Annotated in this window: 20 protein-coding genes and 1 pseudogene; 12 read left to right on the top strand and 9 right to left on the bottom strand. The window is 60.9% G+C overall.

Going from position 1 to position 23,532, the window contains the following annotated elements; all coding sequences use genetic code 11:
* The first annotated feature begins 23 nt into the window (after window positions 1-23).
* Window positions 24-1,382, top strand: a complete 1,359-nt coding sequence (locus ACS5Q8_RS24070) for a DUF1329 domain-containing protein (protein WP_276194806.1) — start codon at window positions 24-26, stop codon at window positions 1,380-1,382.
* Between the two features lie 246 nt (window positions 1,383-1,628).
* On the top strand, window positions 1,629-4,136 hold the full coding sequence (locus ACS5Q8_RS24065; RefSeq protein WP_465159496.1) for a LuxR C-terminal-related transcriptional regulator: 2,508 nt from the start codon (window positions 1,629-1,631) through the stop codon (window positions 4,134-4,136).
* On the opposite strand, the gene ACS5Q8_RS24060 is transcribed toward ACS5Q8_RS24065, so the two are convergent.
* Window positions 4,133-5,008: a helix-turn-helix domain-containing protein gene (locus tag ACS5Q8_RS24060; RefSeq protein ID WP_247405561.1), complete on the bottom strand. Its 876-nt coding sequence runs from the start codon at window positions 5,006-5,008 to the stop codon at window positions 4,133-4,135. The genes ACS5Q8_RS24065 and ACS5Q8_RS24060 overlap by 4 nt on opposite strands.
* A 138-nt stretch (window positions 5,009-5,146) precedes the next feature.
* Here ACS5Q8_RS24060 and ACS5Q8_RS24055 point away from each other — a divergent pair, with 138 nt between their 5' ends.
* A complete protein-coding gene (locus tag ACS5Q8_RS24055; RefSeq protein ID WP_465159495.1) occupies window positions 5,147-6,058 on the top strand; it encodes a DMT family transporter in 912 nt (303 codons plus the stop codon).
* Between the two features lie 221 nt (window positions 6,059-6,279).
* Here ACS5Q8_RS24055 and norR read toward each other — a convergent pair whose 3' ends face one another.
* Window positions 6,280-7,824: a nitric oxide reductase transcriptional regulator NorR gene (norR, locus tag ACS5Q8_RS24050; protein WP_465159494.1), complete on the bottom strand. Its 1,545-nt coding sequence runs from the start codon at window positions 7,822-7,824 to the stop codon at window positions 6,280-6,282.
* Between the two features lie 145 nt (window positions 7,825-7,969).
* Here norR and hmpA point away from each other — a divergent pair, with 145 nt between their 5' ends.
* Entirely contained in the window at window positions 7,970-9,151 is a 1,182-nt protein-coding gene (gene hmpA, locus ACS5Q8_RS24045) for an NO-inducible flavohemoprotein (RefSeq protein ID WP_426100199.1), read from the top strand.
* A gap of 237 nt (window positions 9,152-9,388) precedes the next feature.
* Entirely contained in the window at window positions 9,389-9,895 is a 507-nt protein-coding gene (locus ACS5Q8_RS24040) for a disulfide bond formation protein B (protein ID WP_276194801.1), read from the top strand.
* 510 nt (window positions 9,896-10,405) lie between these two features.
* Here the strand turns inward: ACS5Q8_RS24040 and ACS5Q8_RS24035 are convergent.
* Window positions 10,406-10,659 (bottom strand): annotated as a pseudogene (locus ACS5Q8_RS24035) (hypothetical protein).
* 27 nt (window positions 10,660-10,686) lie between these two features.
* On the opposite strand from ACS5Q8_RS24035, the gene cyoA reads away from it, so the two are divergent.
* The 6 genes from cyoA (at window position 10,687) to ptaA (ending at window position 16,757) form a co-directional block, all read left to right on the top strand.
* Window positions 10,687-11,628 carry a ubiquinol oxidase subunit II gene (gene cyoA / locus ACS5Q8_RS24030; protein ID WP_276194800.1) on the top strand — a complete coding sequence of 314 codons (942 nt, stop codon included), beginning with the start codon at window positions 10,687-10,689 and terminating at the stop codon, window positions 11,626-11,628.
* Between the two features lie 3 nt (window positions 11,629-11,631).
* Complete coding sequence (cyoB, locus tag ACS5Q8_RS24025) at window positions 11,632-13,650, top strand: cytochrome o ubiquinol oxidase subunit I (protein WP_276194799.1); 2,019 nt, start codon at window positions 11,632-11,634, stop codon at window positions 13,648-13,650.
* Window positions 13,651-13,653: 3 nt separating this feature from the next.
* Window positions 13,654-14,280, top strand: a complete 627-nt coding sequence (locus tag ACS5Q8_RS24020; protein ID WP_276194798.1) for a cytochrome o ubiquinol oxidase subunit III — start codon at window positions 13,654-13,656, stop codon at window positions 14,278-14,280.
* Window positions 14,280-14,615: a cytochrome o ubiquinol oxidase subunit IV gene (cyoD, locus tag ACS5Q8_RS24015; RefSeq protein WP_276194797.1), complete on the top strand. Its 336-nt coding sequence runs from the start codon at window positions 14,280-14,282 to the stop codon at window positions 14,613-14,615. The genes ACS5Q8_RS24020 and cyoD overlap by 1 nt, the downstream gene beginning before the upstream one ends.
* 11 nt (window positions 14,616-14,626) lie before the next feature.
* On the top strand, window positions 14,627-15,514 hold the full coding sequence (cyoE, locus tag ACS5Q8_RS24010) for a heme o synthase (RefSeq protein ID WP_276194796.1): 888 nt from the start codon (window positions 14,627-14,629) through the stop codon (window positions 15,512-15,514).
* Window positions 15,515-15,662: 148 nt separating this feature from the next.
* A complete protein-coding gene (gene ptaA, locus ACS5Q8_RS24005; protein WP_465159493.1) occupies window positions 15,663-16,757 on the top strand; it encodes a pyoverdine biosynthesis transaminase PtaA in 1,095 nt (364 codons plus the stop codon).
* 68 nt (window positions 16,758-16,825) lie between these two features.
* Here ptaA and ACS5Q8_RS24000 read toward each other — a convergent pair whose 3' ends face one another.
* The 4 genes from ACS5Q8_RS24000 to ACS5Q8_RS23985 all read right to left on the bottom strand — a co-directional run bounded on the left by ACS5Q8_RS24000 (window position 16,826) and on the right by ACS5Q8_RS23985 (window position 18,699).
* Window positions 16,826-17,542 carry a hypothetical protein gene (locus ACS5Q8_RS24000; RefSeq protein ID WP_276194794.1) on the bottom strand — a complete coding sequence of 239 codons (717 nt, stop codon included), beginning with the start codon at window positions 17,540-17,542 and terminating at the stop codon, window positions 16,826-16,828.
* A 70-nt stretch (window positions 17,543-17,612) separates the two neighbouring features.
* Window positions 17,613-18,116, bottom strand: a complete 504-nt coding sequence (locus ACS5Q8_RS23995; RefSeq protein ID WP_276194793.1) for a hypothetical protein — start codon at window positions 18,114-18,116, stop codon at window positions 17,613-17,615.
* 77 nt (window positions 18,117-18,193) lie between these two features.
* Window positions 18,194-18,448, bottom strand: coding sequence for a Txe/YoeB family addiction module toxin (locus ACS5Q8_RS23990; protein WP_276194792.1), 255 nt, complete (start codon window positions 18,446-18,448; stop codon window positions 18,194-18,196).
* Complete coding sequence (locus ACS5Q8_RS23985; RefSeq protein WP_276194791.1) at window positions 18,445-18,699, bottom strand: type II toxin-antitoxin system prevent-host-death family antitoxin; 255 nt, start codon at window positions 18,697-18,699, stop codon at window positions 18,445-18,447. The genes ACS5Q8_RS23990 and ACS5Q8_RS23985 overlap by 4 nt, the downstream gene beginning before the upstream one ends.
* Before the next feature lie 229 nt (window positions 18,700-18,928).
* Here ACS5Q8_RS23985 and ACS5Q8_RS23980 point away from each other — a divergent pair, with 229 nt between their 5' ends.
* On the top strand, window positions 18,929-20,953 hold the full coding sequence (locus ACS5Q8_RS23980; protein ID WP_443693868.1) for a c-type cytochrome: 2,025 nt from the start codon (window positions 18,929-18,931) through the stop codon (window positions 20,951-20,953).
* Here ACS5Q8_RS23980 and ACS5Q8_RS23975 read toward each other — a convergent pair.
* A complete protein-coding gene (locus ACS5Q8_RS23975) occupies window positions 20,950-22,200 on the bottom strand; it encodes a 2-aminoadipate transaminase (RefSeq protein WP_276194789.1) in 1,251 nt (416 codons plus the stop codon). The genes ACS5Q8_RS23980 and ACS5Q8_RS23975 overlap by 4 nt on opposite strands.
* A gap of 191 nt (window positions 22,201-22,391) precedes the next feature.
* On the bottom strand, window positions 22,392-23,393 hold the full coding sequence (locus ACS5Q8_RS23970) for a sensor domain-containing diguanylate cyclase (protein ID WP_443693870.1): 1,002 nt from the start codon (window positions 23,391-23,393) through the stop codon (window positions 22,392-22,394).
* Between the last annotated feature and the right edge of the window lie 139 nt (window positions 23,394-23,532).

The raw sequence follows: 23,532 nt of genomic DNA, 5'->3' as shown, positions 1-23,532 counted from the left end.
GGCTTAAAGAAGGACAAGACTCTATGCGTAAGTTGATTGCTGTGATGGCCCTGAGCGTGTTGGCCGCCAACGTCATGGCGGCCGTGTCGCCCGAAGAAGCCGCCAAGCTCGGCACCAGCCTGACCCCGGTCGGCGCGGAAAAAGCCGGCAACGCCGACGGCTCGATCCCGGCCTGGACCGGTGGCATTCCGAAAAATGCCGGTGCGGTGGACAGCAAGGGCTTCCTCGCCGACCCGTTCGCCAATGAAAAGCCGCTGTTCGTGATCACCGCCGCGACGGTCGACAAGTACAAGGACAAACTCTCCGACGGCCAGGTGGCAATGTTCAAACGCTACCCCGAGACCTACAAGATCCCGGTGTACCCGAGCCACCGCACGGTCAACCTGCCGCCGGATATCTACGAGTCGATCAAGCGCAGCGCGCTGAACGTGCATGCGATCAACGACGGTAACGGCCTGGAGAACTTCACCGGCAACCGCTACTACGCCTTCCCGATTCCCAAGAATGGCGTGGAGGTGTTGTGGAACCACATCACCCGTTACCACGGCGGTAACCTGCGGCGCATCATCACCCAGGCGACCCCGCAGACGAACGGCAGCTACACGCCGATCCGCTTTGAAGAGGAAGTCGCAGTACCGCAGGCGATCCCTGACATCGACGCGGCCAAGGCCGCCAACGTGCTGAGTTTCTTCAAGCAATCGGTAACGGCCCCGGCGCGGTTGGCGGGCAACGTGCTGCTGGTGCACGAGACTCTCGACCAGGTCAAAGAACCGCGCCTGGCCTGGATCTACAACGCCGGCCAGCGCCGCGTGCGTCGCGCGCCGCAAGTGTCCTACGACGGCCCGGGCACCGCGTCCGACGGCCTGCGTACCACGGATAACTTCGACATGTTCTCCGGCGCCCCCGATCGCTATGACTGGAAGCTGGTGGGCAAGAAAGAGATGTACATCCCCTACAACAGCTACAAACTCGATTCGCCGAGCCTCAAGTACGACGACATCATCAAGGCCGGGCACATCAACCAGGACCTGACCCGTTATGAGCTGCACCGCGTGTGGGAAGTGGTCGGCACCGTCAAGCCGAGCGAACGGCACATTTATGCCAAGCGCCACATGTACATCGACGAAGACAGCTGGCAGGTCGCGCTGGTGGATCACTACGACGGCCGCGGCCAACTGTGGCGTGTCGCCGAAGGCCATGCGCAGTTCTACTATGACCACCAGGTGCCGGCCTACACCGTGGAAACCCTGTACGACCTCATCGCCGGACGCTACATCGCCCTGGGCATGAAGAACGAGGAGAAGAGCAGCTTCGTCTTCGGGTTTGCGGCCAAGGCGGCGGATTACACGCCGGCGGCGTTGAGGGCTTCGGGCGTGCGCTGATGCCTTCGGACGTGCGCTGATGCCTGTTTGAAATGCAATCCCAATGTGGGAGGGGGCTTGCCCCCGATAGCGGTGTGTCAGCTACAGATAGCTGACTGATCCACCGCCATCGGGGGCAAGCCACCTCCCACATTGGGTTTTGTGCATGGCTATTAATCACTGCGCTGAATACTTCTTCAATAATCGCCGAGCACAGGGCTAGGGTAGGTGTCAGGTTGCATAACAATAAAAACGCAGGATGCAGCAATGACCGCCATGACACGTTGCCTGGACCGTCCTGGATTCATGCCCCGGCTGTCCGCCCATCATCTGTTGCGCCCGCGCCTGGCCGAGCCCTTGCTGGCGGCGCAGGCGCGGGTCAAGTTGCTCTGCGCCCCTGGCGGCAGTGGCAAGAGCGCGCTGCTCGCCGAGTGTGCCTTGCAGGCGCCGGCGGGTTGCCTGGTGTACTGGTTGCCGCTCAATGGCGTGGTGCTCAGCCCTGTGGATTTCTGCAGGCGCCTGGCGCACAACCTGGGCCTGGCGTTTACCGATGAAGCCACCTTGCTGCAGGATCTCGGCCGCTGGCAGACGGCGGCGTGGCTGTTTCTCGATGATTTCAGCCGCCTGCCCGCGCCCGAACTCGACGCTTTGCTCGACCGCCTGCTCACCGCCAGTCACCCTTCGCTGACCTGGTGGCTGGGCGCGCGGCGGCGTCCTGCGTGTAACTGGCCGCGGCTGTTGCTCGACGATGAACTGCTGGAGTGCAGCGCGGCCGAGCTGATGTTCAGCGCCGAAGAAGTCCAGGCCCTGCTCGGCCAGGCGCCGGGTCACTGCGTCGAGCGCGTGATGCAGTTCAGCGCCGGCTGGTGCGCCGGGGTGCGCATCGCCTTGCTCGGCGACGGCCATCCTGACAAAACCTTGCTCGACTACCTGCAGCACGAGCTGTTCAGCACCTTGCCGGCAGAGCTGGTTGAAGCCTGGCGGGTGCTGGCGCATTTGCCGCGTTTTAATGTGGGCTTGTGTGAGCACCTGTTCGGTTTTGGCGATGGCGATCAGTACCTGCGGGACTTGCAGGCGCTCGGCGCATTTATCCAGCCCTGGGAAGATGACGCCGACTGGCTGCAAGTCTTCCCGCCGCTTGCGCAATTGATGCGTGATGAACCCTGGCCGGCCAAACGCTCCTGGCACCGACGGGCCTGTCAGTGGTTCAGCGCCGAGCGTGACTGGCAAGCCGCGTTCGAGCAGGCGCTGCTGGCCGAAGAATACGAAGTGGCCGTCAGCCTGTTGCAGCACTTCAGCTTCGAAGACCTGTTCCGCCAGCAGAACGCCGCTCTGCTGTTGCGCCTGCATGAGCAGCAGGGTGATGAGCTGATGCTCTGTTCCGCGCAGTTGGTGGGGCTGGTCACGGCCGCGTTGCTGTTCGCCGGGCGCTTCGAGCAGGCCGCGCTGTGCATCGGCCAACTGGCGCGTTTCGCCCCGCAACCGTCGGCGGCACAACAACGCCTTCTGTTGGCGCGCTGGCAGGCGCAGTGGGGGTGGTTGCTGCATCTGGCAGGCGATGCGCAAGGCGCTCGCGAGCATTTCTTCGAGGCGTTGCAGGCATTGCCCGACAGCGCGTGGACGTCACGTTTGATGTGCCTGTCGGGGTTGACCCAGCAGGCCTTGTTGCGCGGTGAGCTGGAGGCGGCCCAAGCCCTGAACCGTGAAGCGTTGTGCCTGGCGCGGGCCCACGGTTCGCTGCTGCTCGAGGCCCTGCTGGAGCTGGATCACGCTCAATTGCTCGAACAGCGTGGCGCACCGTATCGGGCGCAGAGCCTGTTGGAGCAGGTGCAGGCGATGTTGCTCAACCAGCGGCTGAAGGCCGAGCCGCTGGTCGGACGCATCGCCCTGCGGCGTGGGCATCTGGCCCTGCGCCAAGGCCAGGATGCCTTGGCTGCCGAGTGTTTCGACGCCGGTTTGACGATGTGTTTGCACAGCCAGGACAAGCGCGTGCTCTACGGTTTTCTCGGCCTGGCGTTGCTCGCGGCCAACCGTGGCGATTACGCCCAGGCCTTTATCCAATTGCGCGAGGCCGAGCGCCTGATGCAGCAACGCCAGGTGCCGGACACGGTATACCGCGCGGTGCTGTTGCTGGTCAGCGGGCACTTCTGGTTACAGCAGGGTCGCGCCGAATTGACGATGGAAGCAGTGCGCCGGGTACTCCGCCATTTCCGTGGGCCAGGCGCCAAGCAGGCACCGCCGGCCACGCTGGAATTGATCCCGCGCCTTGAATACCTGTTGGTGTTGGCCGAGGTCAAACTGGGCGTCGTCGATCAACCGCTGGCGCGGCTTGAAGCGCTGCTGGACGCCTCCCGCCAACGCGGCATGCTGTGCCTGGAAGCCGAATTGCACTTGGTGCTGGGGGAGGTGGCCTGGCAACTGGGCGAGCCGGCGGTGGCGCGTCGTGCCTTGCAAAATGGCCTGGAACTGGCGGGGCGCTGCCAGGTGCAGCAGGCCATTCGCGAACTGCGTTTACGCTCGCCCGGGCTGTTGAGTGAGCTGGGCCTGGAGCCGCAGGCCTCGCCGACAGGCACGGCAGACAACCCGCTGAGCCAGCGCGAGCTGGAAGTGCTGCAACTGATCGCCCTCGGTAACTCCAACCTGGAAATCGCCAACCGGTTGTTTATCTCGCTGCACACCGTCAAGACCCATGCGCGGCGCATCCATAGCAAACTCGGCGTGGAGCGGCGCACCCAGGCGGTGGCCAAGGCCAAGACGTTGGGCTTGATGGGTTAAGCGCAGAACGCCTGACGGTATTCGCCGGGCGTCGCGCCCATGGCCTGGCGAAAACGATGGGTGAAGTGGCTGGCGCTGGAGAAGCCGCACATCAACGCGATATCACCCACGGGCAGGCTGCCACTGCGCAGCAGGCTCTGCGCACGGGCCAGGCGTCGCGCCAACAGGTATTGATGGGGCGGCAGGCCGAAGCTCTGGCGGAACATCCGCGCAAAATGGTATTCCGACAGCGCGCACATCCCGGCCAATTGCCCGAGGCTGATGGGGTCGTCCAGGTGCTGCTCGATGTAGTCCACCAATAAGCGCCGTTGATGCGCCGCCAGCCCGCCTTTCAAGCGCAGCCCGTCGCGCGCGCCGACTTGGCTGAGCAGGGTGTGGCTGAGCATTTCATGGGCCAGGCTACTGGTCAGCAGGCGTTCGGCGGGTTCGTGCCAGTTGAGGGCGATCAACTGGTGAAAGCGGCGCGCCTGGCTGGGGTCTTCGAGGAAGGTGCTTTCCTGCAACTGCAGCGCGCGCGGTTCGCGGTCGAGTAGGGTGATGCAGCCCAAGGCGAATTGCGCCTGGCTGAAATACACATGGGCCAGGCGGATGTCGCCGTTGATCACCCAGGCCGACTGATGCTCGGCCGGCAGGATGCACAACTTGTCGGGCCCGCCCTTGGTGCCCGGCTGGTCGCGCCGAAAAGTGCCGGTGCCGCCGCCGATGTAGCAGGACAAGGTGTGATGGCCGGGTGCCTGGTAATCCTGGGAATCGTGGTGGTTGCTCCACAGCGCCGCAGACAAGCCGTCACCGAGCTCGGCGCAGGCTTCGAGGCGAGCATGGGGCGAGCGGTTGAGGGCTTGAAAGACTTGCAGGGATTCCAGCGTTGACATGGTGTGTACTCTCCGACGCCTTGCATCCTACTCCGAGCCGCTGGTGCTGTGAGCCCGCCGCGCGACAAAAGCGCAAGAATCTGCAAGTGCCGGCCTGGGGTTGAAGGTGACACTGTGGCTCAACCAGCGGAGCCTGTTATGAACCTTTTCCTGTATTTACTCACCGTGCTGATTTGGGGCACCACCTGGATCGCCCTCAAGTGGCAACTGGGCGTGGTGGCGATTCCCGTGTCGATCGTCTATCGCTTCGGCCTGGCGGCGCTGGTGTTGTTTGCGCTGTTGCTGCTCAGTCGCAAGTTGCAGGTGATGAACCGGCGCGGGCATCTGATCTGCCTGGCCCAGGGCTTGTGCCTGTTCTGCGTGAATTTCATGTGCTTTCTCACGGCCAGCCAGTGGATTCCCAGCGGGCTGGTGGCGGTGGTGTTTTCCACGGCGACGCTGTGGAATGCCCTGAATGCGCGGGTGTTTTTTGGCCAGCGGGTCGCGCGCAATGTGTTGATGGGCGGCGGGCTTGGTTTGTTGGGGTTGGGCCTGTTGTTCTGGCCGGAGCTGGCGGGGCACACCGCCAGCCCGCAGACGTTGCTCGGGCTGGGCCTGGCGCTGCTGGGGACGATGTGTTTTTCGGCGGGCAATATGCTTTCGAGTCTGCAGCAGAAGGCGGGGTTGCGGCCGTTGACGACCAATGCCTGGGGCATGGCGTATGGGGCCTTGATGCTGGCGACCTATTGTGTGGTGCGCGGTATTCCGTTCGAGATGGATTGGAGTGCGCGGTATATCGGGGCGTTGGGGTATTTGGTGATTCCGGGCTCGGTGATTGGGTTTACGGCGTATCTGACGTTGGTGGGGCGGATGGGGCCTGAGCGGGCGGCGTATTGCACGGTGTTGTTTCCGGTGGTGGCGCTGAATGTGTCGGCGTTTGTCGAGGGGTATCAGTGGACTGCGCCGGCGTTGGCGGGGTTGGTGTTGGTGATGGTGGGGAATGTGTTGGTGTTTCGTAGGGGGAAGGTGGTTTTGCCGGTGGACCCGGGGTTCAGGGCGAAGCAGGTCTGAGGTGGGAGGGGTGTTTAAGGTGGTGGGGTGGTGATTTAGGTGGGAGGGGGTTGCTTTAGGTGGGAGGGGGCTTGCCCCCGATAGCGGTGGGTCAGTCACTTATTTGTCGCTGAGCTACCGCTATCGGGGGCAAGCCCCCTCCCACATTTTTTGCATTTCCTGCATTTTTTGCATTTTTTGCATTTTTGGGGTTGGGTTTGGGTTTGATTGGGTGATTTGGGTTATTTGAGGCCTAGGCGCTTGGCCATGCGGCCTAGGTTGGCGCGGTCCAGGCCGAGTTCACGGGCGGCGCTGGCCCAGTTGTGCTGGTGGCGTTCCAGGCAGGCGTTGATCACTTGGCGCTGGTAGTGCTCGGTGGCCTGGCGCAGGTCGCCGCTGGCGATGGTGGCTACTTCGGGTGGGGGTTCGATCAGCGCTGCGCTGACGTCGGGCAGGTCCAGGTCCTGGGCGCTCAGGCTGAGAATCTTCGGACGTTCGCGACAGTTACCCAGGGCTTTTAGTGCGCTGCGTCCGATCAAATGTTCCAGCTCGCGCACATTGCCCGGCCAGTTGTAGGCCAGCAATGCCGTCTGGGCGTCGCTGGTCAGGCGCAGGCTGCCCAGGCCCATGCGTGAACGGTTCTGTTCGAGAAAGAACCCTGCCAGCAGCAACACATCGCGCCTGCGCTCGCGCAGCGCCGGCACTTGCAGCGGGTAGACGCTGAGGCGGTGGTAGAAGTCGGCACGGTAGCGGCCGTTGCGCACCTCTTCAGCCAGGTCGCGGTTGGTGGCGGCGATCAGGCGCACGTCCACCTGATGTTCCTTGTCCGAGCCCAGGCGTTGCAGTTGGCCGCTTTGCAGGACGCGCAGCAGCTTGGCCTGCACCGTCAACGACAACTCGCCGACTTCATCCAGAAACAGCGTGCCGCCATTGGCCAGTTCGAACTTGCCGCGGCGCTCGTTCGACGCGCCGGTGAAGGCGCCACGCACATGGCCGAACAGCTCGCTTTCCACCAGGGTTTCCGGCAGGGCGGCGCAGTTGAGGCTGATCAGCGGCTTGTCTGCACGGGACGACGCGGCGTGGATCGCCTGGGCCACCAACTCCTTGCCGACCCCGGTTTCGCCGGTGATCAGCACGGTGAGGTCGCTGCCGCCCACCAGGCTGATCTCTTCTACCAGGCGTTTGTGGGGCTTGCTCTGGCCGATCATCTCTTTGTGCTGCTGGCCGCTGGCCTGGCGGTAGATTTCGGCGCGCTGGTGCTCGTCTTCGGCACGCAACGCCAGGCGCTCGATGCGTTCGGCGACGTTGACCGTGGCGGCGGCGAGGCTGGCGAAGGCCTGCAGCGCATCCAGTTCGACCCGTTCGAAACGCTCGGGGTCGAGGGCGTCCAGGGTCAGCAGGCCCCACGGTTGGTCATCGACAAACAGCGGGCAGCCCATGCAGTCATGAATTTCGAGGTGCCCGTGCAGGCCGTCCACCAAGCCGTCGTAGGGATCGGGCAATTCACTGTCGCTGTCGAAACGCGTCGGGCTGGGGCTGCTGAGCAGTATGGCGAAACGCGGGTGTTCGCTGACCTTGAAGCGTCTGCCCAGGGTATCGGCGCTCAAGCCGTCCACGGCCAGCGGCACCAGCGACTCGCCGTCCAGGCGCAACAGTGCGGCGGCATCGCACGGCAGCAGGGCGCGCATGGCGTGCAGCAGGCGGCGGTAACGCTCGCCTTCGGGCAGTTCACGGGACAGGTCGGCGACCAGGGGGAGCAGGGTGGTGAGCAGCGATTGCGCAGTCATAATGACTCCTTGTAGTCCTTATGACTATATTGCGTAGGAGTCATACTGACTATGTTTAATTTAACTGGTTGAAATTTAACGATTTATTAGTTGGCATGAATGCTGATTACCTCAAGGCAATCAGTAAAGAAGCCCAGGAGGCTCCATGCTTAGTGCCCAAGACCGTGCCATCGTCAAATCCACCGTGCCCCTGCTGGAAAGCGGCGGCGAAGCGCTGATCACCCATTTCTACCGCATGATGCTCTCCGAATACCCGGAGGTCCGCCCGCTGTTCAACCAGGCGCACCAGGCCAGCGGCGACCAGCCCCGCGCCCTGGCGAATGGCGTGTTGATGTATGCGCGGCATATCGACCAGTTGGATCAACTGGGTGACCTGGTGGCGAAGATCATCAACAAACACGTGGCCTTGCAGATCCTGCCGGAACATTACCCGATCGTGGGTGCCTGCCTGTTGCGTGCGATTTCCGAAGTGCTGGGCAGCGAGATTGCCACCCCCGAGGTGATGAGCGCCTGGGGAGCGGCCTACGGCCAGTTGGCGGATATCCTGATCGGCGCCGAAGCTGCGATCTATGACGAGAAGGCCCAGGCGCCCGGTGGCTGGCGTGGTGCGCGGTCATTCAAGCTGTTCAAGCGCGTGAAAGAAAGTGCCGAAATCACTTCCTTCTATTTCGCCCCGGTGGACAACGCCCCGATCCTCGCTGCTGCGCCCGGTCAGTACATGGGTATGACGCTGCTGCTCGATGGCGAAGAAGTGCGCCGCAACTATTCCTTGTCGGCCCTCAGCGATGCCGGCCAATACCGCATCAGCGTCAAGCGCGAAGCCGGTGGGCGGGTGTCCAACTACCTGCATGATCAACTGCAGGTCGGCGCGACGATCGACCTGTTTCCGCCAGCGGGCGAGTTCACCCTGGTGGCCAGCGATAAACCGCTGGTGCTGATCAGCGGCGGGGTGGGCATTACGCCAACGCTGCCGATGCTCGAAGCGGCCCTGGCCACCCAGCGCCCGGTGCATTTTATCCACTGTGCGCGTAACGGCGGGGTGCATGCGTTTCGGGAGTGGGTGGACGCCTTGGCGGTCCAGCATCCGCAGCTCAAGCGCTTCTACTGCTACGCCGAGGACGATGGCGTGAGCCCTGCGGCGGACACGCTCGGCCTGCTGAGCCAGGAACAACTCGCGGCGTGGTTGCCCGAGCAGCGCGACCTGGATGCGTACTTCCTCGGCCCTAAAGGCTTCATGGCCGCGATCAAGCGCCACCTCAAAGCCTTGGGCGTACCCGAAAAACAAAGCCGCTACGAATTCTTCGGCCCGGCCGCCGCCCTGGAATAACCACCTAAAGGTTCACACTGTTCACACTGTGGGAGGGGGCTTGCCCCCGATAGCGTTGGATCAGTCAGCTTATCTGTAGCTGACACACTGCTATCGGGAGCAAGCCCCCTCCCACATTTAGTGCTCCATTCCCTCCGATTAATCCCCTGTTAACCCCCTGTTAACCCCTCTCTGTTTAAACCACTCTCTGTGTGTAAACTTGCGGCCATTGGCACAATCAAACAAAGGGATACGGAGATGAGTGACGAATTGCGTTTGGGCAGGGAACGGCGCTTTCTGGCGTTGCTGGGCATCATCTGCCTGGCGCTGATCGGCGGTGCGCTGTACATGCAGGTGGTGTTGGGCGAGGCGCCGTGCCCGCTGTGTATCCTGCAACGCTACGCCTTGCTGTTGATTGCGGTCTTTGCGTTTATCGGTGCGGCCATGCGCAGCAAAGGCGCGATCACGCTGTTTGAAGGCTTGGTGGTCCTCAGTGCCCTGGGCGGCGTGGCCGCTGCCGGCCACCATGTGTACACCCAGTTCTTCCCCGAGGTCAGTTGCGGCGTGGATGTGCTGCAACCGATCGTTGACGGCCTGCCCCTGGCGAAGGTGTTTCCACTGGTCTTCCAGGTCGATGGCTTCTGCAGCACGCCTTACCCGCCGGTGCTCGGCCTGTCACTGGCGCAATGGGCGCTGGTGGCGTTCGTGCTGACGGTGATCCTGGTGCCCCTGGGTATCTATCGCAATCGCCAACGCAAAGCCTGAGTCGTTCACTGAAACGCCCCGGTCCTTCTCAAGGGAACGCCGGGGCGTTTTTGTTTGTAGGGATTAATGAAGGGACAGTGACGCGGGACAATTTTGACGGTGTGCAGCGTGCGACATGTTGTCACACAGACGCCGTTGCAGGACGTTTCTGAGCCGCTGAACCGCCGCTTGAATTTGCCCCGGGTCGTGAATGTGTGCTGTCAGTTCATCGTTTGATCGACACCGCGAATGGCGCGCGGTTCGAGGCTTTCGGTGATCTGTTAATGCCTTGTTTTATGGGGGCTTGGATCGGTTTTTTAGGCCCTTACAGGGGGTAAGGGGTGTGGCAGTTTGCCCTATAACACGGCATTTTTTGTGGTTTTTGTTGAGAATCTAACGCGATAAGATCGCGAACTTTTGCAAAATAGGTGAAGGATTATTGCTGGAATCGATAAAAATTATTTCTTTATAAGACATGGTTTATACATCGCTAGCTAACTACAATCGCCCGCACTGAATGTCCGGTGCTGTTCAATCTTTTGAGCATTGGAGCGGTCGAGGGGCAGATGGATGGCTCTGTGCGACCCCAGGTTCCGGCAGCCTTTCAACTATCCGCACCAAATGGAATTGGTCTGTAACAAGGCCTTTAACCACGAAATCGAATAAGAACTCACCGCAGGTCCGTTAACCGTCCAATCAGGGCGCACGGGCAGGCTCTTATTCAATCGAAGAGAAATGCCAACCCTTGGCAGGGTGAAGTGTTGGCGATCAAAACCCAACTGCATTGCGCAAGCTGCTTTAGAGGTCGTGAGATGAGTAAAAACAGGTACCCCCGATTACTAGGCTTTTTGCCGCTGCTTGGCATGATGTTAATGCTGGGAGGCTGCAAGTGGGCCTTGCTCGACCCCAAAGGACAGGTCGGTCTGGATGAACGCAACCTGATCATCACCGCCACCCTGCTGATGTTGCTGGTAGTGGTTCCTGTGATCATCATGACCTTCGCCTTCGCCTGGAAATACCGCGCGTCGAACACCAACGCGACTTACGCGCCGAAGTGGTCGCACTCCACCAAGATTGAAATCGCGGTGTGGCTGGTTCCGATCCTCATCATCATTGCCCTGGGTTATGTGACCTACAAGTCCACCCACGCACTGGACCCGTACCGTCCGCTGGAATCCGACGCCAAGCCGATCAATATCGAAGTGGTCGCGCTGGACTGGAAGTGGCTGTTCATCTACCCGGACCTGGGTATCGCCACCGTCAACAAGATCGTGTTCCCGGAACATACCCCGGTTAACTTCAAGATCACCTCCGACACTGTGATGAACTCGTTCTTCATTCCAGGCCTGGGTGGCCAGATCTATGCGATGGCCGGCATGCAGACCAAGCTGCACCTGATGGCCAACCAGAAAGCTGAAATGGACGGCATCTCCGCCAACTATAGCGGCGCTGGCTTCACCGGCATGAAATTCAAAGCGATCTCGACGAGCCAGGAAGAATTCGACGCCTGGGTAGCCGAAGTCAAGGCCGCACCTAAACAGCTTGATCAAGCTGAATACGAAGCCCTTGCCAAACCAAGCCAGAACAACCCTGCCGCTTCGTACTCCGCGTACACGCCGGACCTGTTTCAGAAGATCGTCGACAAGTACGAAGGCATGAAACCAGGCAAGCCGGTCAAGCACGAGAAGAAAGAAGTGGCTGCGGTTGAAGGTTCTGACACGGGCTCGCATTCAACTGCTGGGGCAGAGGAGTAAACGATGTTTGGTAAATTAAGTTGGGATGCGGTCCCGTTCCACGAGCCGATCGTGATGGTGACCATCGCCATGATCGCGCTGGGTGGTCTGGCACTGTTTGCAGGTATCACTTACTTCAAGAAGTGGACCTACCTGTGGACCGAGTGGCTGACGTCGGTCGACCACAAGAAAATCGGTGTGATGTACATCATCGTTGCCATGGTCATGCTGCTGCGTGGTTTTGCCGACGCCATCATGATGCGTACCCAGTTGGCCATGGCCACCGAGGGTTCGCCGGGCTACCTGCCGCCTGAACACTATGACCAGATCTTCACCGCTCACGGTGTGATCATGATCATCTTCATGGCGATGCCTTTCTTCACCGGCCTGATGAACCTTGCAGTGCCGCTGCAGATTGGTGCCCGTGACGTTGCCTACCCGTTCCTGAACTCCCTGAGCTTCTGGCTGCTGGTATCCGGCGTTGTGCTGGTCAACCTGTCCCTGGGCGTCGGCGAATTCGCCAAGACCGGTTGGGTTGCGTATCCGCCGCTGTCGGGCCTGGCGTACAGTCCGGGCGTGGGTGTGGACTACTACATTTGGGCGCTACAGCTATCAGGGCTCGGGACGACGCTGACGGGGGTCAACTTCCTGGCCACCGTGCTGAAAATGCGCGCCCCTGGCATGAAGATGATGGACATGCCGATCTTCACCTGGACCTGCACCTGGGCCAACGTGCTGATCGTGGCTTCGTTCCCGATCCTCACCGCTACCCTGGCACTGCTGTCGCTTGACCGTTACCTGGATTTCCACATTTTCACCAATGAACTTGGTGGCAATCCAATGATGTACGTGAACCTGTTCTGGGCGTGGGGTCACCCTGAGGTGTACATCCTGATCCTGCCAGCGTTCGGTATCTTCTCCGAAGTGATCTCGACCTTTACCGGCAAGCGCCTGTTCGGTCACCACTCGATGGTCTACGCTTCCGGCGCGATCTCGGTACTGGGCTTCATGGTTTGGCTGCACCACTTCTTCACCATGGGTTCGGGGGCCAGCGTCAACGCCTTCTTCGGCCTGGCGACGATGCTGATTTCGATCCCGACGGGGGTGAAGCTATTCAACTGGCTGTTCACCATCTATCACGGTCGTTTGCGTATGACCAGCCAGGTTCTGTGGACCCTGGGCTTTATGGTGACCTTCGCCATCGGCGGCATGACCGGCGTACTGCTGGCCATCCCGGGTGCTGACTTCGTGCTGCACAACAGCCTGTTTGTGATCGCTCACTTCCACAACGTGATCATCGGCGGTGCGGTATTCGGTTACATCGCTGGTTTCAGCTACTTCTTCCCGAAAGCGTTCGGCTTCAAGCTGCACGAAGGCTGGGGCAAGGCAGCATTCTGGTTCTGGATCTCGGGCTTCTTCGTCGCGTTCATGCCGCTCTATGCACTGGGCTTCATGGGCATGACCCGTCGTCTGAACGCTACTACCAACCCTGAGTGGGTGCCGTACCTGTACGTCGCCATGGTCGGTGCGTTGATGATCGCTGTGGGTATCGCCTGCCAGTTGATCCAGCTGTATGTCAGCGTGCGTGATCGCAAGCAGAACATGTGCGAGTCGGGCGATCCATGGAACGGCCACACCCTGGAATGGTCGACTTCGTCGCCACCACCGTTCTACAACTTCGCCGTGATTCCTACTGCGAACACCATCGATGCGTTCACCGAAGCCAAGGAAGACGGTACTGCGTACCAGCAGCCTAAGCACTACGAACCGATCCACATGCCAAACAACACCGCCACTGGCGTGGTGATGGGTGCGCTGTTGACCGTGTTCGGTTTCGCGATGATCTGGCACATCTGGTGGCTGGCAATCGTGAGCCTGGTGGGCACCATCGGCTACTTCATTGTCCACGCTGCACGTGATGATCAAGGCTACATGGTGCCGGTCGAAACGATCGAGCGCATCGAAGCCGAGCAGCACGCTCGCCTGGTGGCCGAGAAGAAGATCCCGGCCAACCGTGTAGAAACCTCGTTGGAACAGGCTTAAACCATGTCGAACTTAGTGACCAATGCTGGACACGCCCATGTCGATGATCATGGGCACGATGACCATCACCACGACTCGGGCCCGGTAACCGTTTACGGTTTCTGGCTCTACCTGATGACCGACTGCATCTTGTTTGCGTCGATCTTCGCGGTGTACGCGGTACTGGTAAACAACGTAGCGGGTGGCCCGGCGGGCCACGACATCTTCGAACTGCCTTACGTGCTCGGCGAAACCGCCTTGCTGTTGTTCAGTTCGATCACCTACGGCTTCGCCATGTTGTCCTTCTACAAGGGCAACAAGCAGGGCGTACTGACCTGGTTGGGTCTGACCTTCCTGTTCGGCTTGGGCTTTATCGGCATGGAGATCAACGAGTTCCACCTGCTGATCTCCGAAGGCTTCGGCCCGCACCGCAGCGGCTTCCTGTCGGGGTTCTTCACGCTGGTGGGGACCCACGGTCTGCACGTGACGGCTGGCCTGATCTGGATGGCGGTGATGATGTATCAGGTCAATAAACACGGCCTGACCAACACCAACAAGACTCGCCTGAACTGCCTGAGCCTGTTCTGGCACTTCCTGGACGTGGTCTGGATCTGCGTATTCACCGTCGTCTACTTGATGGGGACTCTGTAATGGCTAATGCACACTCCCATGACAGCCATGATGCGAGCCACGGCAGCGTAAAGACTTACGCTATCGGCTTCATCCTGTCGGTCATCCTGACCCTGATCCCGTTCGGCCTGGTGATGTACCCAACCTTGCCGAAGTCGATCACCTTGATGATCGTCCTGGCGTTTGCGGTGATTCAGGTCCTGGTTCACCTGGTGTACTTCCTGCACCTGGACCGCTCCGAGGCTCAGCGCGAGAACGTGATTGCGTTTGTGTTCGCAGGCCTGGTGATCGTTCTGCTGGTTGGTCTGTCGCTGTGGATCATGTTCAGCATCCACACCTTCATGATGGCGAAGTGAGGTAAGACCCGATGTCGCTTAAGCACTTTATCCAAATCACCAAACCGGGGATCATTTTCGGTAACGTGCTTTCTGTGGCAGGCGGCTTCTTCCTGGCCTCCAAGGGACATGTCGATCTGGCCATCTTCCTGGCAGCAATGATCGGCACGTCCCTGGTGGTAGCTTCCGGTTGTGTCTTCAACAACTGCATTGACCGCGACATCGATATCAAGATGGAACGCACCAAGAATCGCGTGCTGGTCCAGGGCCTTATCTCCCTGAAACTGGCCCTGCTGTTCGCGACCGTCCTGGGTGTTGCCGGCGTGGTGTTGTTGTACAAGGTGGCCAATCCGTTGGCGGCACTGTTTGCCGTGATCGGTTTTGTCATCTACGTCGGCCTCTACAGCCTGTACCTCAAGCGCAAGTCGGTTCACGGCACGCTGGTGGGCAGTCTGTCGGGGGCGATGCCGCCGGTGATTGGTTATGTGGCTGTGACCAATAGCTTCGACATGGCCGCGCTGGTGCTGCTGGTGATGTTCAGCCTGTGGCAGATGCCGCATTCCTATGCCATCGCGATCTTCCGTTTCAACGACTACCTGGCTGCGTCGATTCCGGTTCTGCCGGTCAAGCGTGGCATCCAGGTGGCCAAGAAACACATCCTGCTGTACATCCTGGCCTTCCTCGTGGCGACCTTGATGTTGACCTTCAGTGGCTACGCCGGCATGAGCTACCTTGCCGTCGCCGCCGCCATGGGCATGTACTGGTTGTACATGGCCTGGACCGGCTACAAGGCGGTGGACGACACCGTCTGGGCGCGCAAGCTGTTCGTGTTCTCGATCTTCACCATCACCGCGCTCAGCGTGATGATGTCCCTGGATTTCCAAGTGCCCAAAGAGCTGTTGCTGACCTACGCGCCCTGAGTGGTTCCAAGCAGTGAACAAGCCCCGCCTTCGTGAGAAGCGCGGGGCTTTTTCTTGGGCGCGGGGTTAAATCGGCCGGGGCCTTTCTCGTCATACCCCTGTGTATGAACTGTGCGAATCCATCACCCGCCTACAAGGAGTTGTCACCATGGTCAGCGTTAGTCGTCGCTCCCTTCTCGCCCTGGGCGCGGCCTTGCCCCTGCTGGGGCGCCTGGACTGGGCGGTCGCCAGCCCGCCGCCGGCAAAGGTTGACAAGGTGCGGCTCAACTACAACGAAAGCCCTTACGGCCCCTCGGGCGCCGCCCGTGAGGCGATGCAGGGTGCGATTGCCACGGCCGGACGTTATCCCTACGGCCACATGTACGCCTTGGCCGCGCTGTTTGCCCAGCAGCAGGGGATTGCCGAGGACCAGGTGGCGGTGTTCTCCGGCTCCATGGCGGCGCTGCGCTATGCCGTGTTGGCGTTTACCGGCGAAAGCCGCGGCCTGGTGATGGCCGCGCCGTCCTACGAAGTGCCGCGCCAGGCGGCCGAGTCGAACCGGGCGTCGGTACATGAAGTGAGCCTCACAGCCGAGCACGCCCACGACATCCCCGCGATGCTTGCCGCCGATCCCCAGGCGGGCATGCTCTACCTGTGTAACCCGAATAACCCCACCGGTACCCTGACCCCCACCGAGGCCATCCGCCACGCACTGGCGAACAAACCCCAAGGCAGCGTGCTGGTGGTGGACGAGGCGTACATCGACTTCGCCGACGCCCCCAGCTGTGTCAGTTGGGTCAAGGAACACGACGACCTGCTGGTGCTGCGCACCTTCTCGAAAATCTACGGCATGGCTGGCGCGCGCGTGGGCCTGGCGATTGGCGCCCCGGCGTTGCTGGCACGCCTCGCGGTGTTCGGTGGTGACAACGTCCCCGCCGGTAGCGGCTTGCTCGGCGCGCGGGCCAGCCTCGAAGACATCAAGCTATTGCCGCAACGCAAGGCCCTGAACGCGCAACTGCGCGAGGAAACCGTCGCCTGGCTCAAGGCCCGTGGGTTCACCTGCACGGTGTCGCAAAGCAACTGCTTCATGATCGATGTGAAGCAACCAGCGGAGCAGGTGATAGAGAAGCTGGCCGCGCAAGGGGTGATGATTGGCCGCGTGTGGAAGAGCTGGCCGCAGTGGGTGCGGGTGACAGTAGGGAACAAGCGCGAGATGGAGCGGTTTCGTGAGGTGTTTGCGGCGCAGGTCCAGCGCAGCGTTTAACCCGACACAAACCCAATGTGGGAGGGGCGGTGCGACGATTCCACATTGGGTTCAGCGATACAGCGGTACTACTGCTGCGCGATGCTATACCCATCAAATGCGGTCTGCTGCTGCAACGCCGTGATCACGCTCTTGCGGCTCAGTGGCTGTTCAGCGCCTGCGTTATCCACAAAGCTCTCAACCTCCAGCTCGGCGTCATCGCCTTCACCCACGAAGCTGAAACCCAGGAACTCGAACGCTTCACGGTCGACGTTGAGCTTCGAGCGCGGCGTGCGCAGCGGCAGGGTGACGCTGATGCCGTCCTTGCTGATCACAAACACTTCGGCTTCTTTCTTCGGTCGAGCGACCTTGCCCTTGCCGGCGCTTGGGTTGCTGATGGCCTGGTGGGACTGGTTCAGCACCTTGAGGGCCAGGCCATAGACCAGCTCCTGAAACTGCGGGTCGTCCTTGAAGCTGGACAGGATGCGGCTGATGGAAAACTGGCTGCTGAGGTCTTCCAGTGCGATGTTGTCGGCGGCTTCGGCGTCCTTGAGCTGCTTGAGCTGGCCCATCAGGTCGTAGGCCTTGTCGTCATCGAAGGCGTCTTGGGCCTCGCGGATGGCCACACGCAGTTCGCGGATCTGGTCGCTTTCCTTGGAGGTATGGAATGCGTCCAGCACCATCTCGCTGATGATCTTGGCCGCTGGCACATGCTGTGAAAGATTGATGGCGTTTTCGTATTCAGCTTTGGATTGCAAGGCGACTACGGATTCTGCGGCGGATTCTGCGGTGTAGGAATCGGACATTGAAATTTCACTACTTCAGTAAACAGGGACAAAAAAGCGTCGGGCATTTTCGGCGGGGAGGGGGATCAGGTCAAGGCAGCACAATGCCCTTATTGCGACGCAAGGCAGCCAGCGCCCGCTGCAGCGTGATTGCCCTCCCGCAAAACAGACCTACGGTCAAACCGGATGCGCCACCGACTGCGGCCAGCATCGATGGCGTGCTCAGCAACAGCGGATGCACGGCCTGCTGGTAACCGAAGTAATACTTCACCGCGAAGAACAGCTGCGAGATCAACAGGGTTTTCCACGTGCCCGGCAGCACCAGCGTGTCGCCATCGGTTTCCAGTCGGGCGCCGTTGGCATTAAACAACAGCATGCCCAGCAGACTGCCGATGACCGCGCCGCCCACCCAGGCACCGCTCGACAGCATCGACGGTGCCAGCGATATCAGCGACCACACCACCAGCACCGCCGACAGGATCATCAATGACCGCCGATTCTCGCGGCCACCCAGGCAGGCCTTGATCCCGTAGTAACAAATCCACAGGTAAACGGCGTATACCCAAACGGGCGTGCCTTGGAGGATGTCGAGCATGGTGTGCTTCCGTGCAGAAAAACGTCGGATATTTTCAGGCGCGGATCAGGGCAGTCGGCTTCAACAGGTATTCCCCGTTAATAGTGATAACGACACATCAAGATCTGAACCTCATCATCCTCTATGCCATAGACCAATCGATGTTCGGCGGTGATTCGCCGAGACCAGAAGCCACTGAGGTTGTGTTTGAGTGGTTCGGGTTTGCCCACGCCGTCAAATGGGTCTCTTTGTATCGCCTTGATCAGCAAATTGATACGTTTGAGTCCGGCTTTGTCGTTTTGCTCAAACCAGAGATAGTCGTCCCAGCCCTCAGGGGTGAAGAGTATTTTCATTCCTCAATCAGCCGCCTCGCTTTGGCTTTGCCCGCTCTCAAGCTGTTGACCGAGTTGATCAGGCGTTCAGCATTTTTTGGCGAGCGCAGCAGGTAGGCCGTCTCTTCAAGGGCATTGAATTCCGAGAGCGAGATCATCACCACGGGCTCACCTTTTTGCCGGGTGAGCAGCAACGGGATGTGATCGTCATTAACCCGATCCATTGTCTCGGAGAGATGGGCACGGGCATTGGTGTAGTTGATTGTTTCCATGGGTATGTCCTCGCTTGATGGTACGAAACGTACAGGAATACGTACATGTGTTCAAGGATTTCCTTATCAACGGTCAGTTGGCGGCACCCTTACGGTTTGAGCCTGACCCACATCAAAAGCCCACAGCGGTAAACCCGTTACAACACAGAGGTCTGATGAACCTATAAAAACGAACACAGACCTGCGCCGGGGGGACATCCCCACGCCAGGCTATTAAAGGACAAATGCAATGGCGCTTTCTTTGTCACGCGTGGCCATGCTGGGAGCGATGCTCTGCCTGACGCTACCCCTGCACGCAAATTCCGCTGATACCCTGCTGATCGAACACGGCAAATATGTCGCGCAATTGGGCGACTGCATCGCCTGCCACACCGCCAAGCAAGGCAAGGCGATGGCCGGCGGGCTGGAGCTGAGCACGCCGATGGGCACGATCTATTCGAGCAATATCACGCCGGACCGCGAGACGGGCATTGGCGCCTACAGCTTCGAGCAGTTCGACCGGGTCATGCGTGAAGGCGTCACACCTGCGGGTATGAACCTGTACCCGGCGATGCCGTATCCGTCCTACGCCAAGATGAGCGAGGAGGACATGCGCGCCTTGTATGCCTACCTGATGCAAGGCGTAGAGCCCGTGCGAGAGGCCAACCTCGAGGCGGACATGGGCTTCCCGTTCAACCAGCGCTGGGGCCTGGCCCTGTGGAACTTCGCCTTCCTCGACACGCAAGCGTTCCAGCCGGCCCCGGGCCGTGACGCGCAGCTCAACCGTGGCGCCTACCTGGTCCAGGGCTTGGGCCACTGCGGCTCCTGTCACACCCCACGCGGCATCGCTTTCCAGGAAAAAGCCATGAGCGATGACGGGCGCAGCGGCCAGCATTACCTGGCCGGCGAAACCGTCGAGCATTGGCGCGCCCTGAGCCTGCGCAACCTGTGGACCGTGGAAGACACCGTGCAACTGCTCAAAACCGGGCAGAACCGCTTTGCCACCGTCGCCGGCAACATGGCCGATGTGATTCACCACAGCACCCAGCATTTCAGTGACGACGACCTGACCGCGATTGCCCGCTATTTGAAATCCCTGCCGCCAGGCGAGGACGATCTGCCGATGCCGTCGCTGGCCCGCGCACCGGCGGTGCCGCCCGCCGACCTGTTCACCAGCCGTGGCGGCCTGGGTTATATGCAGTTCTGCAGCGACTGCCACCGCAGCGACGGCGGGGGTGTGAAAGGTCTGTTCCCGCCTTTGGCCGGCAACCCGAGCATCGCCTCGAACGACCCGACATCGCTGCTGCACATTACCCTCACCGGTTGGCAGACCGCACAAACAGCCACCTACCCACGGGTCTACACCATGCCCGGGTTTGCCCGGCTGGCGGACCAGGAAGTCGCCGACATTCTCAGTTTTGTGCGCACACGCTGGGGTAACCAGGGCACGCCGATCAGTGCCGCGCAGGTCAAGACGTTGCGTGACCAGCTCAACCCGACCACGACCGACTCAACTGCCTTCGTAACCCCGCGCCTGGCCGACCTGCTCGCCGCGCCGAACGCCGACCAGGTGGTCCGCGGCATGCGCCTGCACCTGCAAACCAAGGAATTGCTGCCCGCCAACGTGGGCAATTCGCTCAATTGCACCAGTTGCCACCTCAACGCCGGCACGGTGGCGGACGGCTCGCCCTTCGTTGGCGTGTCGGCCTTCTTCCCCAGTTATGCACCGCGCGCGGGCAAGGTGGTGAGCCTGGAAGAGCGCATCAACGGCTGCTTCCGCCGCTCGATGAACGGCAAACCGTTGCCGCCGCAATCAGCCGATATGCAGGCGATGGTCGCGTACTTCGACTGGATGAAGAACAACACCCGCCCCGAAGACAAGGTGGCCGGGCGCGGCGTAGGAAAAGTCGACGCGGCGATCAAACCCGACCTGGCCAACGGCAAGGCGGTCTACGCCAAGCAATGCGCGGTGTGCCATGGCGACAATGGCGAGGGCCTGGCGCGTGCCGACGGCGAGCGGGTGTACCCGCCGCTGTGGGGCGACCAATCGTTCAATATCGGTGCCGGCATGGCGCGCACCTACACGGCGGCGGCGTTCGTCAAACGCAACATGCCGATCGGCTTCCACGAGCAATTTCCGTTGGGCCAGGGTGGTTTGTCCGACCAGGAAGCGGTGGACGTCGCGGCGTATTTCTCGGGGCAACCTCGCCCGGATTTCCCGGACAAGGTCAAAGACTGGCCCAACGGCGGCAAGCCGCAGGATGCGCGTTACTAGCCCAGTTGCTTGAGGCACGCCTGGAGGATGTCCAGGCCTTCCTCCAACACCGCTGGCTCAGTGGTCAGCGGCGCCAGTAAACGGATGATGTGCCGCGACTTGCCGCTGGGCATCAGCAGCAAACCGGCGTCCCGCGCCAGGCTCAGTAATTGGCTCAGTTGCTGGGGCGCGGGCGTGCCGTCGGCGTGGGCCAGCTCTATGCCTCGCATGGCGCCGACGCCGGTCAGTCGGCCCAGGTAAGGCGACAGGCCTTGCGCGCGCCAGGTTTCGTAGCGGCGCAGGATGGCCTCTTCCTGCTGCGATCCCCAGGCCTGCAAGTGTGCATCCGTCATCACCTCAAGGGTGGCCAACGCCGCCGCGCAGGCGATGGGATTGCCGGAGTAAGTGCCGCCCAGCCCGCCTTTGGGCAGGTTGTCGAGTAATGCCTTGCGCCCCACCACGGCGCCCAACGGCACACCGCCGGCGATGCTTTTGCCGAGCAGGATCAGGTCCGGCGCTATGCCCAGGCGCGAGAAGGCAAAACGCTGGCCGGTGCGGCCGAAACCGGACTGGATTTCATCGACGATCAGCAGGATATTTTTCTCATCGCAGAAACGGCGCAGGGCCTGGGCAAACTCGATATCCAGCGCGAGGAAACCGCCTTCGCCCTGCACCGGCTCAATGATGAAGCAGGCTACATCGTTGACGTCGATTTCCACACTGAACAAGCGGTCCATGGCCTTCAGCGCTTCGGCGCAGGTCACGCCGTTGTCTGCGCTCGGGTAGGGCAGGTGATACACAGGGCCCGGCAGGACACCGACTTTTTGCTTGTAGGGCGCCACCTTGCCATTCAGGTTGAGGGTGGCAAGCGTGCGGCCGTGGAACGCGCCGTCGAACGCAATCACCGCAGTGCGGCCGGTGGCGCCGCGCACGATCTTCAAGGCGTTTTCCGCGGCTTCCGCGCCGCTGTTGGTGAGCATGCCGCTGACCGGGTAGTCCACCGGGATAAACGTACTCAGACGATCCATCAGCTCGATGTAAGGCCTATGCGGTGCGGCGTTGAAGGCATAGTGGGTCAGTTGGGTTGCCTGCTGGCGAATTGCCTCGACCACCGCCGGGTGGCAATGCCCGAGGTTGAGCACGCCGATGCCGCCGACAAAGTCGATGTAGCGCTTGCCCGTGGTGTCCCAGACCTCGGCGTTCTTGCCGTGGCTAAGGCTGATGGGGTGAACGATGGAAATCGACTGGCTGATGGTTTCGCGGCTCATGAATCTCGGACTCGGCAGTGGCGGGCTTGTTTTTATCTAAGCCGCGAGCCAGGCTGTGCCGCAAACGAAATAAAGTCGCCGGGTCATTCCAAATCGGAAGGAGCGGTTGCCAGCAGGTTGTTCGGGGCAACAAACCCCGCGCACTCAATGTAGGAGCCGGGCAAGCCCAGCGCCCACATGTGAACGTGCATTTATTCCGAGACGACGTCCTTCCCCGCTGCCTTGGACCGATACAGCGCCTGATCGGCCCGCGCCATCAGCGCGGCGGGGGTTTCACCCGCAAGACGCTCCACCACCCCCAGGCTCAGGGTCACTTTGAAGTCACCCACGGCGGGCATCGCGGTCATTTTTTGGCGAATGCGCTCGGCCAGGGCTTTCGCTGTATTCAGGGTGCTTTTGGGCAGCACCACCACAAACTCATCGCCCCCCCAACGCGCCAGCAAGTCACCGGGGCGCACGCAGGATTCCAGGCTCTCCACGACGCTCACCAAGGTCTTGTCGCCGACGCCGTGGCCGTGTCGATCATTGATCGGCTTGAAATCATCGATATCCATGGCGAGCAGCGCCAACGGCAGGCGGAAACGTTCGGCGCGGTCGCATTCTTCCAGCAGCACTTTCTCCAGGCGATAACGGTTGGCCACGCGGGTCAGGGCGTCGCGCTCGGCCAGTGAGCGGTTTTCGTCCAGTTGCAATTGCAGTTGCTGATTGACCCGTGACAACTCGCGTGTGCGTTCGGCAACCAAGGCTTCAAGCGATTGGTTACGCCGTTCGAGCTGTTCGATGGAGCATTTGCGCGTATTAATGTCGCGGTGGGCGCCGACCATGCGCGCCACCGAGCCGTCGAGGTTACGCGCAACCACATAGCCGCGGTCTTCGATCCACAGGTAGCTGCCGTCTTTTTTGCGGCAGCGGTATTCGGTCTGGTAATGGGGCGAGCGACGGTTGATGTAGTCATCGAACAGCGTCATCACCCGGAGGTAGTCGTCGGGGTGGAGGATGTTCTCCCAAGTGAACACGCTGTTCTCCAGGGAGTGGCTGGGGTAACCGAGCATTTCGTACCAGCCCGGGTTACGGTAAACGAACCCGGTATTCGCGTTCCAGTCCCAGACTCCGTCGCTGACCAGTTCCATGATCGCATGCAGAATGTCGGCATTGAGGTCAGTTGAGGGTTTGTTGCCGGATGTATCGTCCATGTGTGTGCTTCCTGCGTGGGCAGGCCCAGAAGGCCATTCAAATTCCCGCCGATACTCCGTGGCTGGCGCTACTGTACAACGGGGCTTGCACGCGTTGAATAGAGAGGCTTTGCGGCTTCAGGGCGTGTGGCGATAGGCT

It is taken from the genome of Pseudomonas sp. PAMC25584 (assembly GCF_058135675.1).
This window is presented reverse-complemented; position numbering and strand designations above follow the sequence as displayed.

Coding starts and splice junctions, on each gene's coding strand:
- ACS5Q8_RS24070 (WP_276194806.1), top strand. CDS start 24: ATGCGTAAGTTGATTGCTGTGATGGCCCTGAGCGTGTTGGCCGCCAAC.
- ACS5Q8_RS24065 (WP_465159496.1), top strand. CDS start 1,629: ATGACCGCCATGACACGTTGCCTGGACCGTCCTGGATTCATGCCCCGG.
- ACS5Q8_RS24060 (WP_247405561.1), bottom strand. CDS start 5,008: ATGTCAACGCTGGAATCCCTGCAAGTCTTTCAAGCCCTCAACCGCTCG.
- ACS5Q8_RS24055 (WP_465159495.1), top strand. CDS start 5,147: ATGAACCTTTTCCTGTATTTACTCACCGTGCTGATTTGGGGCACCACC.
- norR (WP_465159494.1), bottom strand. CDS start 7,824: ATGACTGCGCAATCGCTGCTCACCACCCTGCTCCCCCTGGTCGCCGAC.
- hmpA (WP_426100199.1), top strand. CDS start 7,970: ATGCTTAGTGCCCAAGACCGTGCCATCGTCAAATCCACCGTGCCCCTG.
- ACS5Q8_RS24040 (WP_276194801.1), top strand. CDS start 9,389: ATGAGTGACGAATTGCGTTTGGGCAGGGAACGGCGCTTTCTGGCGTTG.
- cyoA (WP_276194800.1), top strand. CDS start 10,687: ATGAGTAAAAACAGGTACCCCCGATTACTAGGCTTTTTGCCGCTGCTT.
- cyoB (WP_276194799.1), top strand. CDS start 11,632: ATGTTTGGTAAATTAAGTTGGGATGCGGTCCCGTTCCACGAGCCGATC.
- ACS5Q8_RS24020 (WP_276194798.1), top strand. CDS start 13,654: ATGTCGAACTTAGTGACCAATGCTGGACACGCCCATGTCGATGATCAT.
- cyoD (WP_276194797.1), top strand. CDS start 14,280: ATGGCTAATGCACACTCCCATGACAGCCATGATGCGAGCCACGGCAGC.
- cyoE (WP_276194796.1), top strand. CDS start 14,627: ATGTCGCTTAAGCACTTTATCCAAATCACCAAACCGGGGATCATTTTC.
- ptaA (WP_465159493.1), top strand. CDS start 15,663: ATGGTCAGCGTTAGTCGTCGCTCCCTTCTCGCCCTGGGCGCGGCCTTG.
- ACS5Q8_RS24000 (WP_276194794.1), bottom strand. CDS start 17,542: ATGTCCGATTCCTACACCGCAGAATCCGCCGCAGAATCCGTAGTCGCC.
- ACS5Q8_RS23995 (WP_276194793.1), bottom strand. CDS start 18,116: ATGCTCGACATCCTCCAAGGCACGCCCGTTTGGGTATACGCCGTTTAC.
- ACS5Q8_RS23990 (WP_276194792.1), bottom strand. CDS start 18,448: ATGAAAATACTCTTCACCCCTGAGGGCTGGGACGACTATCTCTGGTTT.
- ACS5Q8_RS23985 (WP_276194791.1), bottom strand. CDS start 18,699: ATGGAAACAATCAACTACACCAATGCCCGTGCCCATCTCTCCGAGACA.
- ACS5Q8_RS23980 (WP_443693868.1), top strand. CDS start 18,929: ATGGCGCTTTCTTTGTCACGCGTGGCCATGCTGGGAGCGATGCTCTGC.
- ACS5Q8_RS23975 (WP_276194789.1), bottom strand. CDS start 22,200: ATGAGCCGCGAAACCATCAGCCAGTCGATTTCCATCGTTCACCCCATC.
- ACS5Q8_RS23970 (WP_443693870.1), bottom strand. CDS start 23,393: ATGGACGATACATCCGGCAACAAACCCTCAACTGACCTCAATGCCGAC.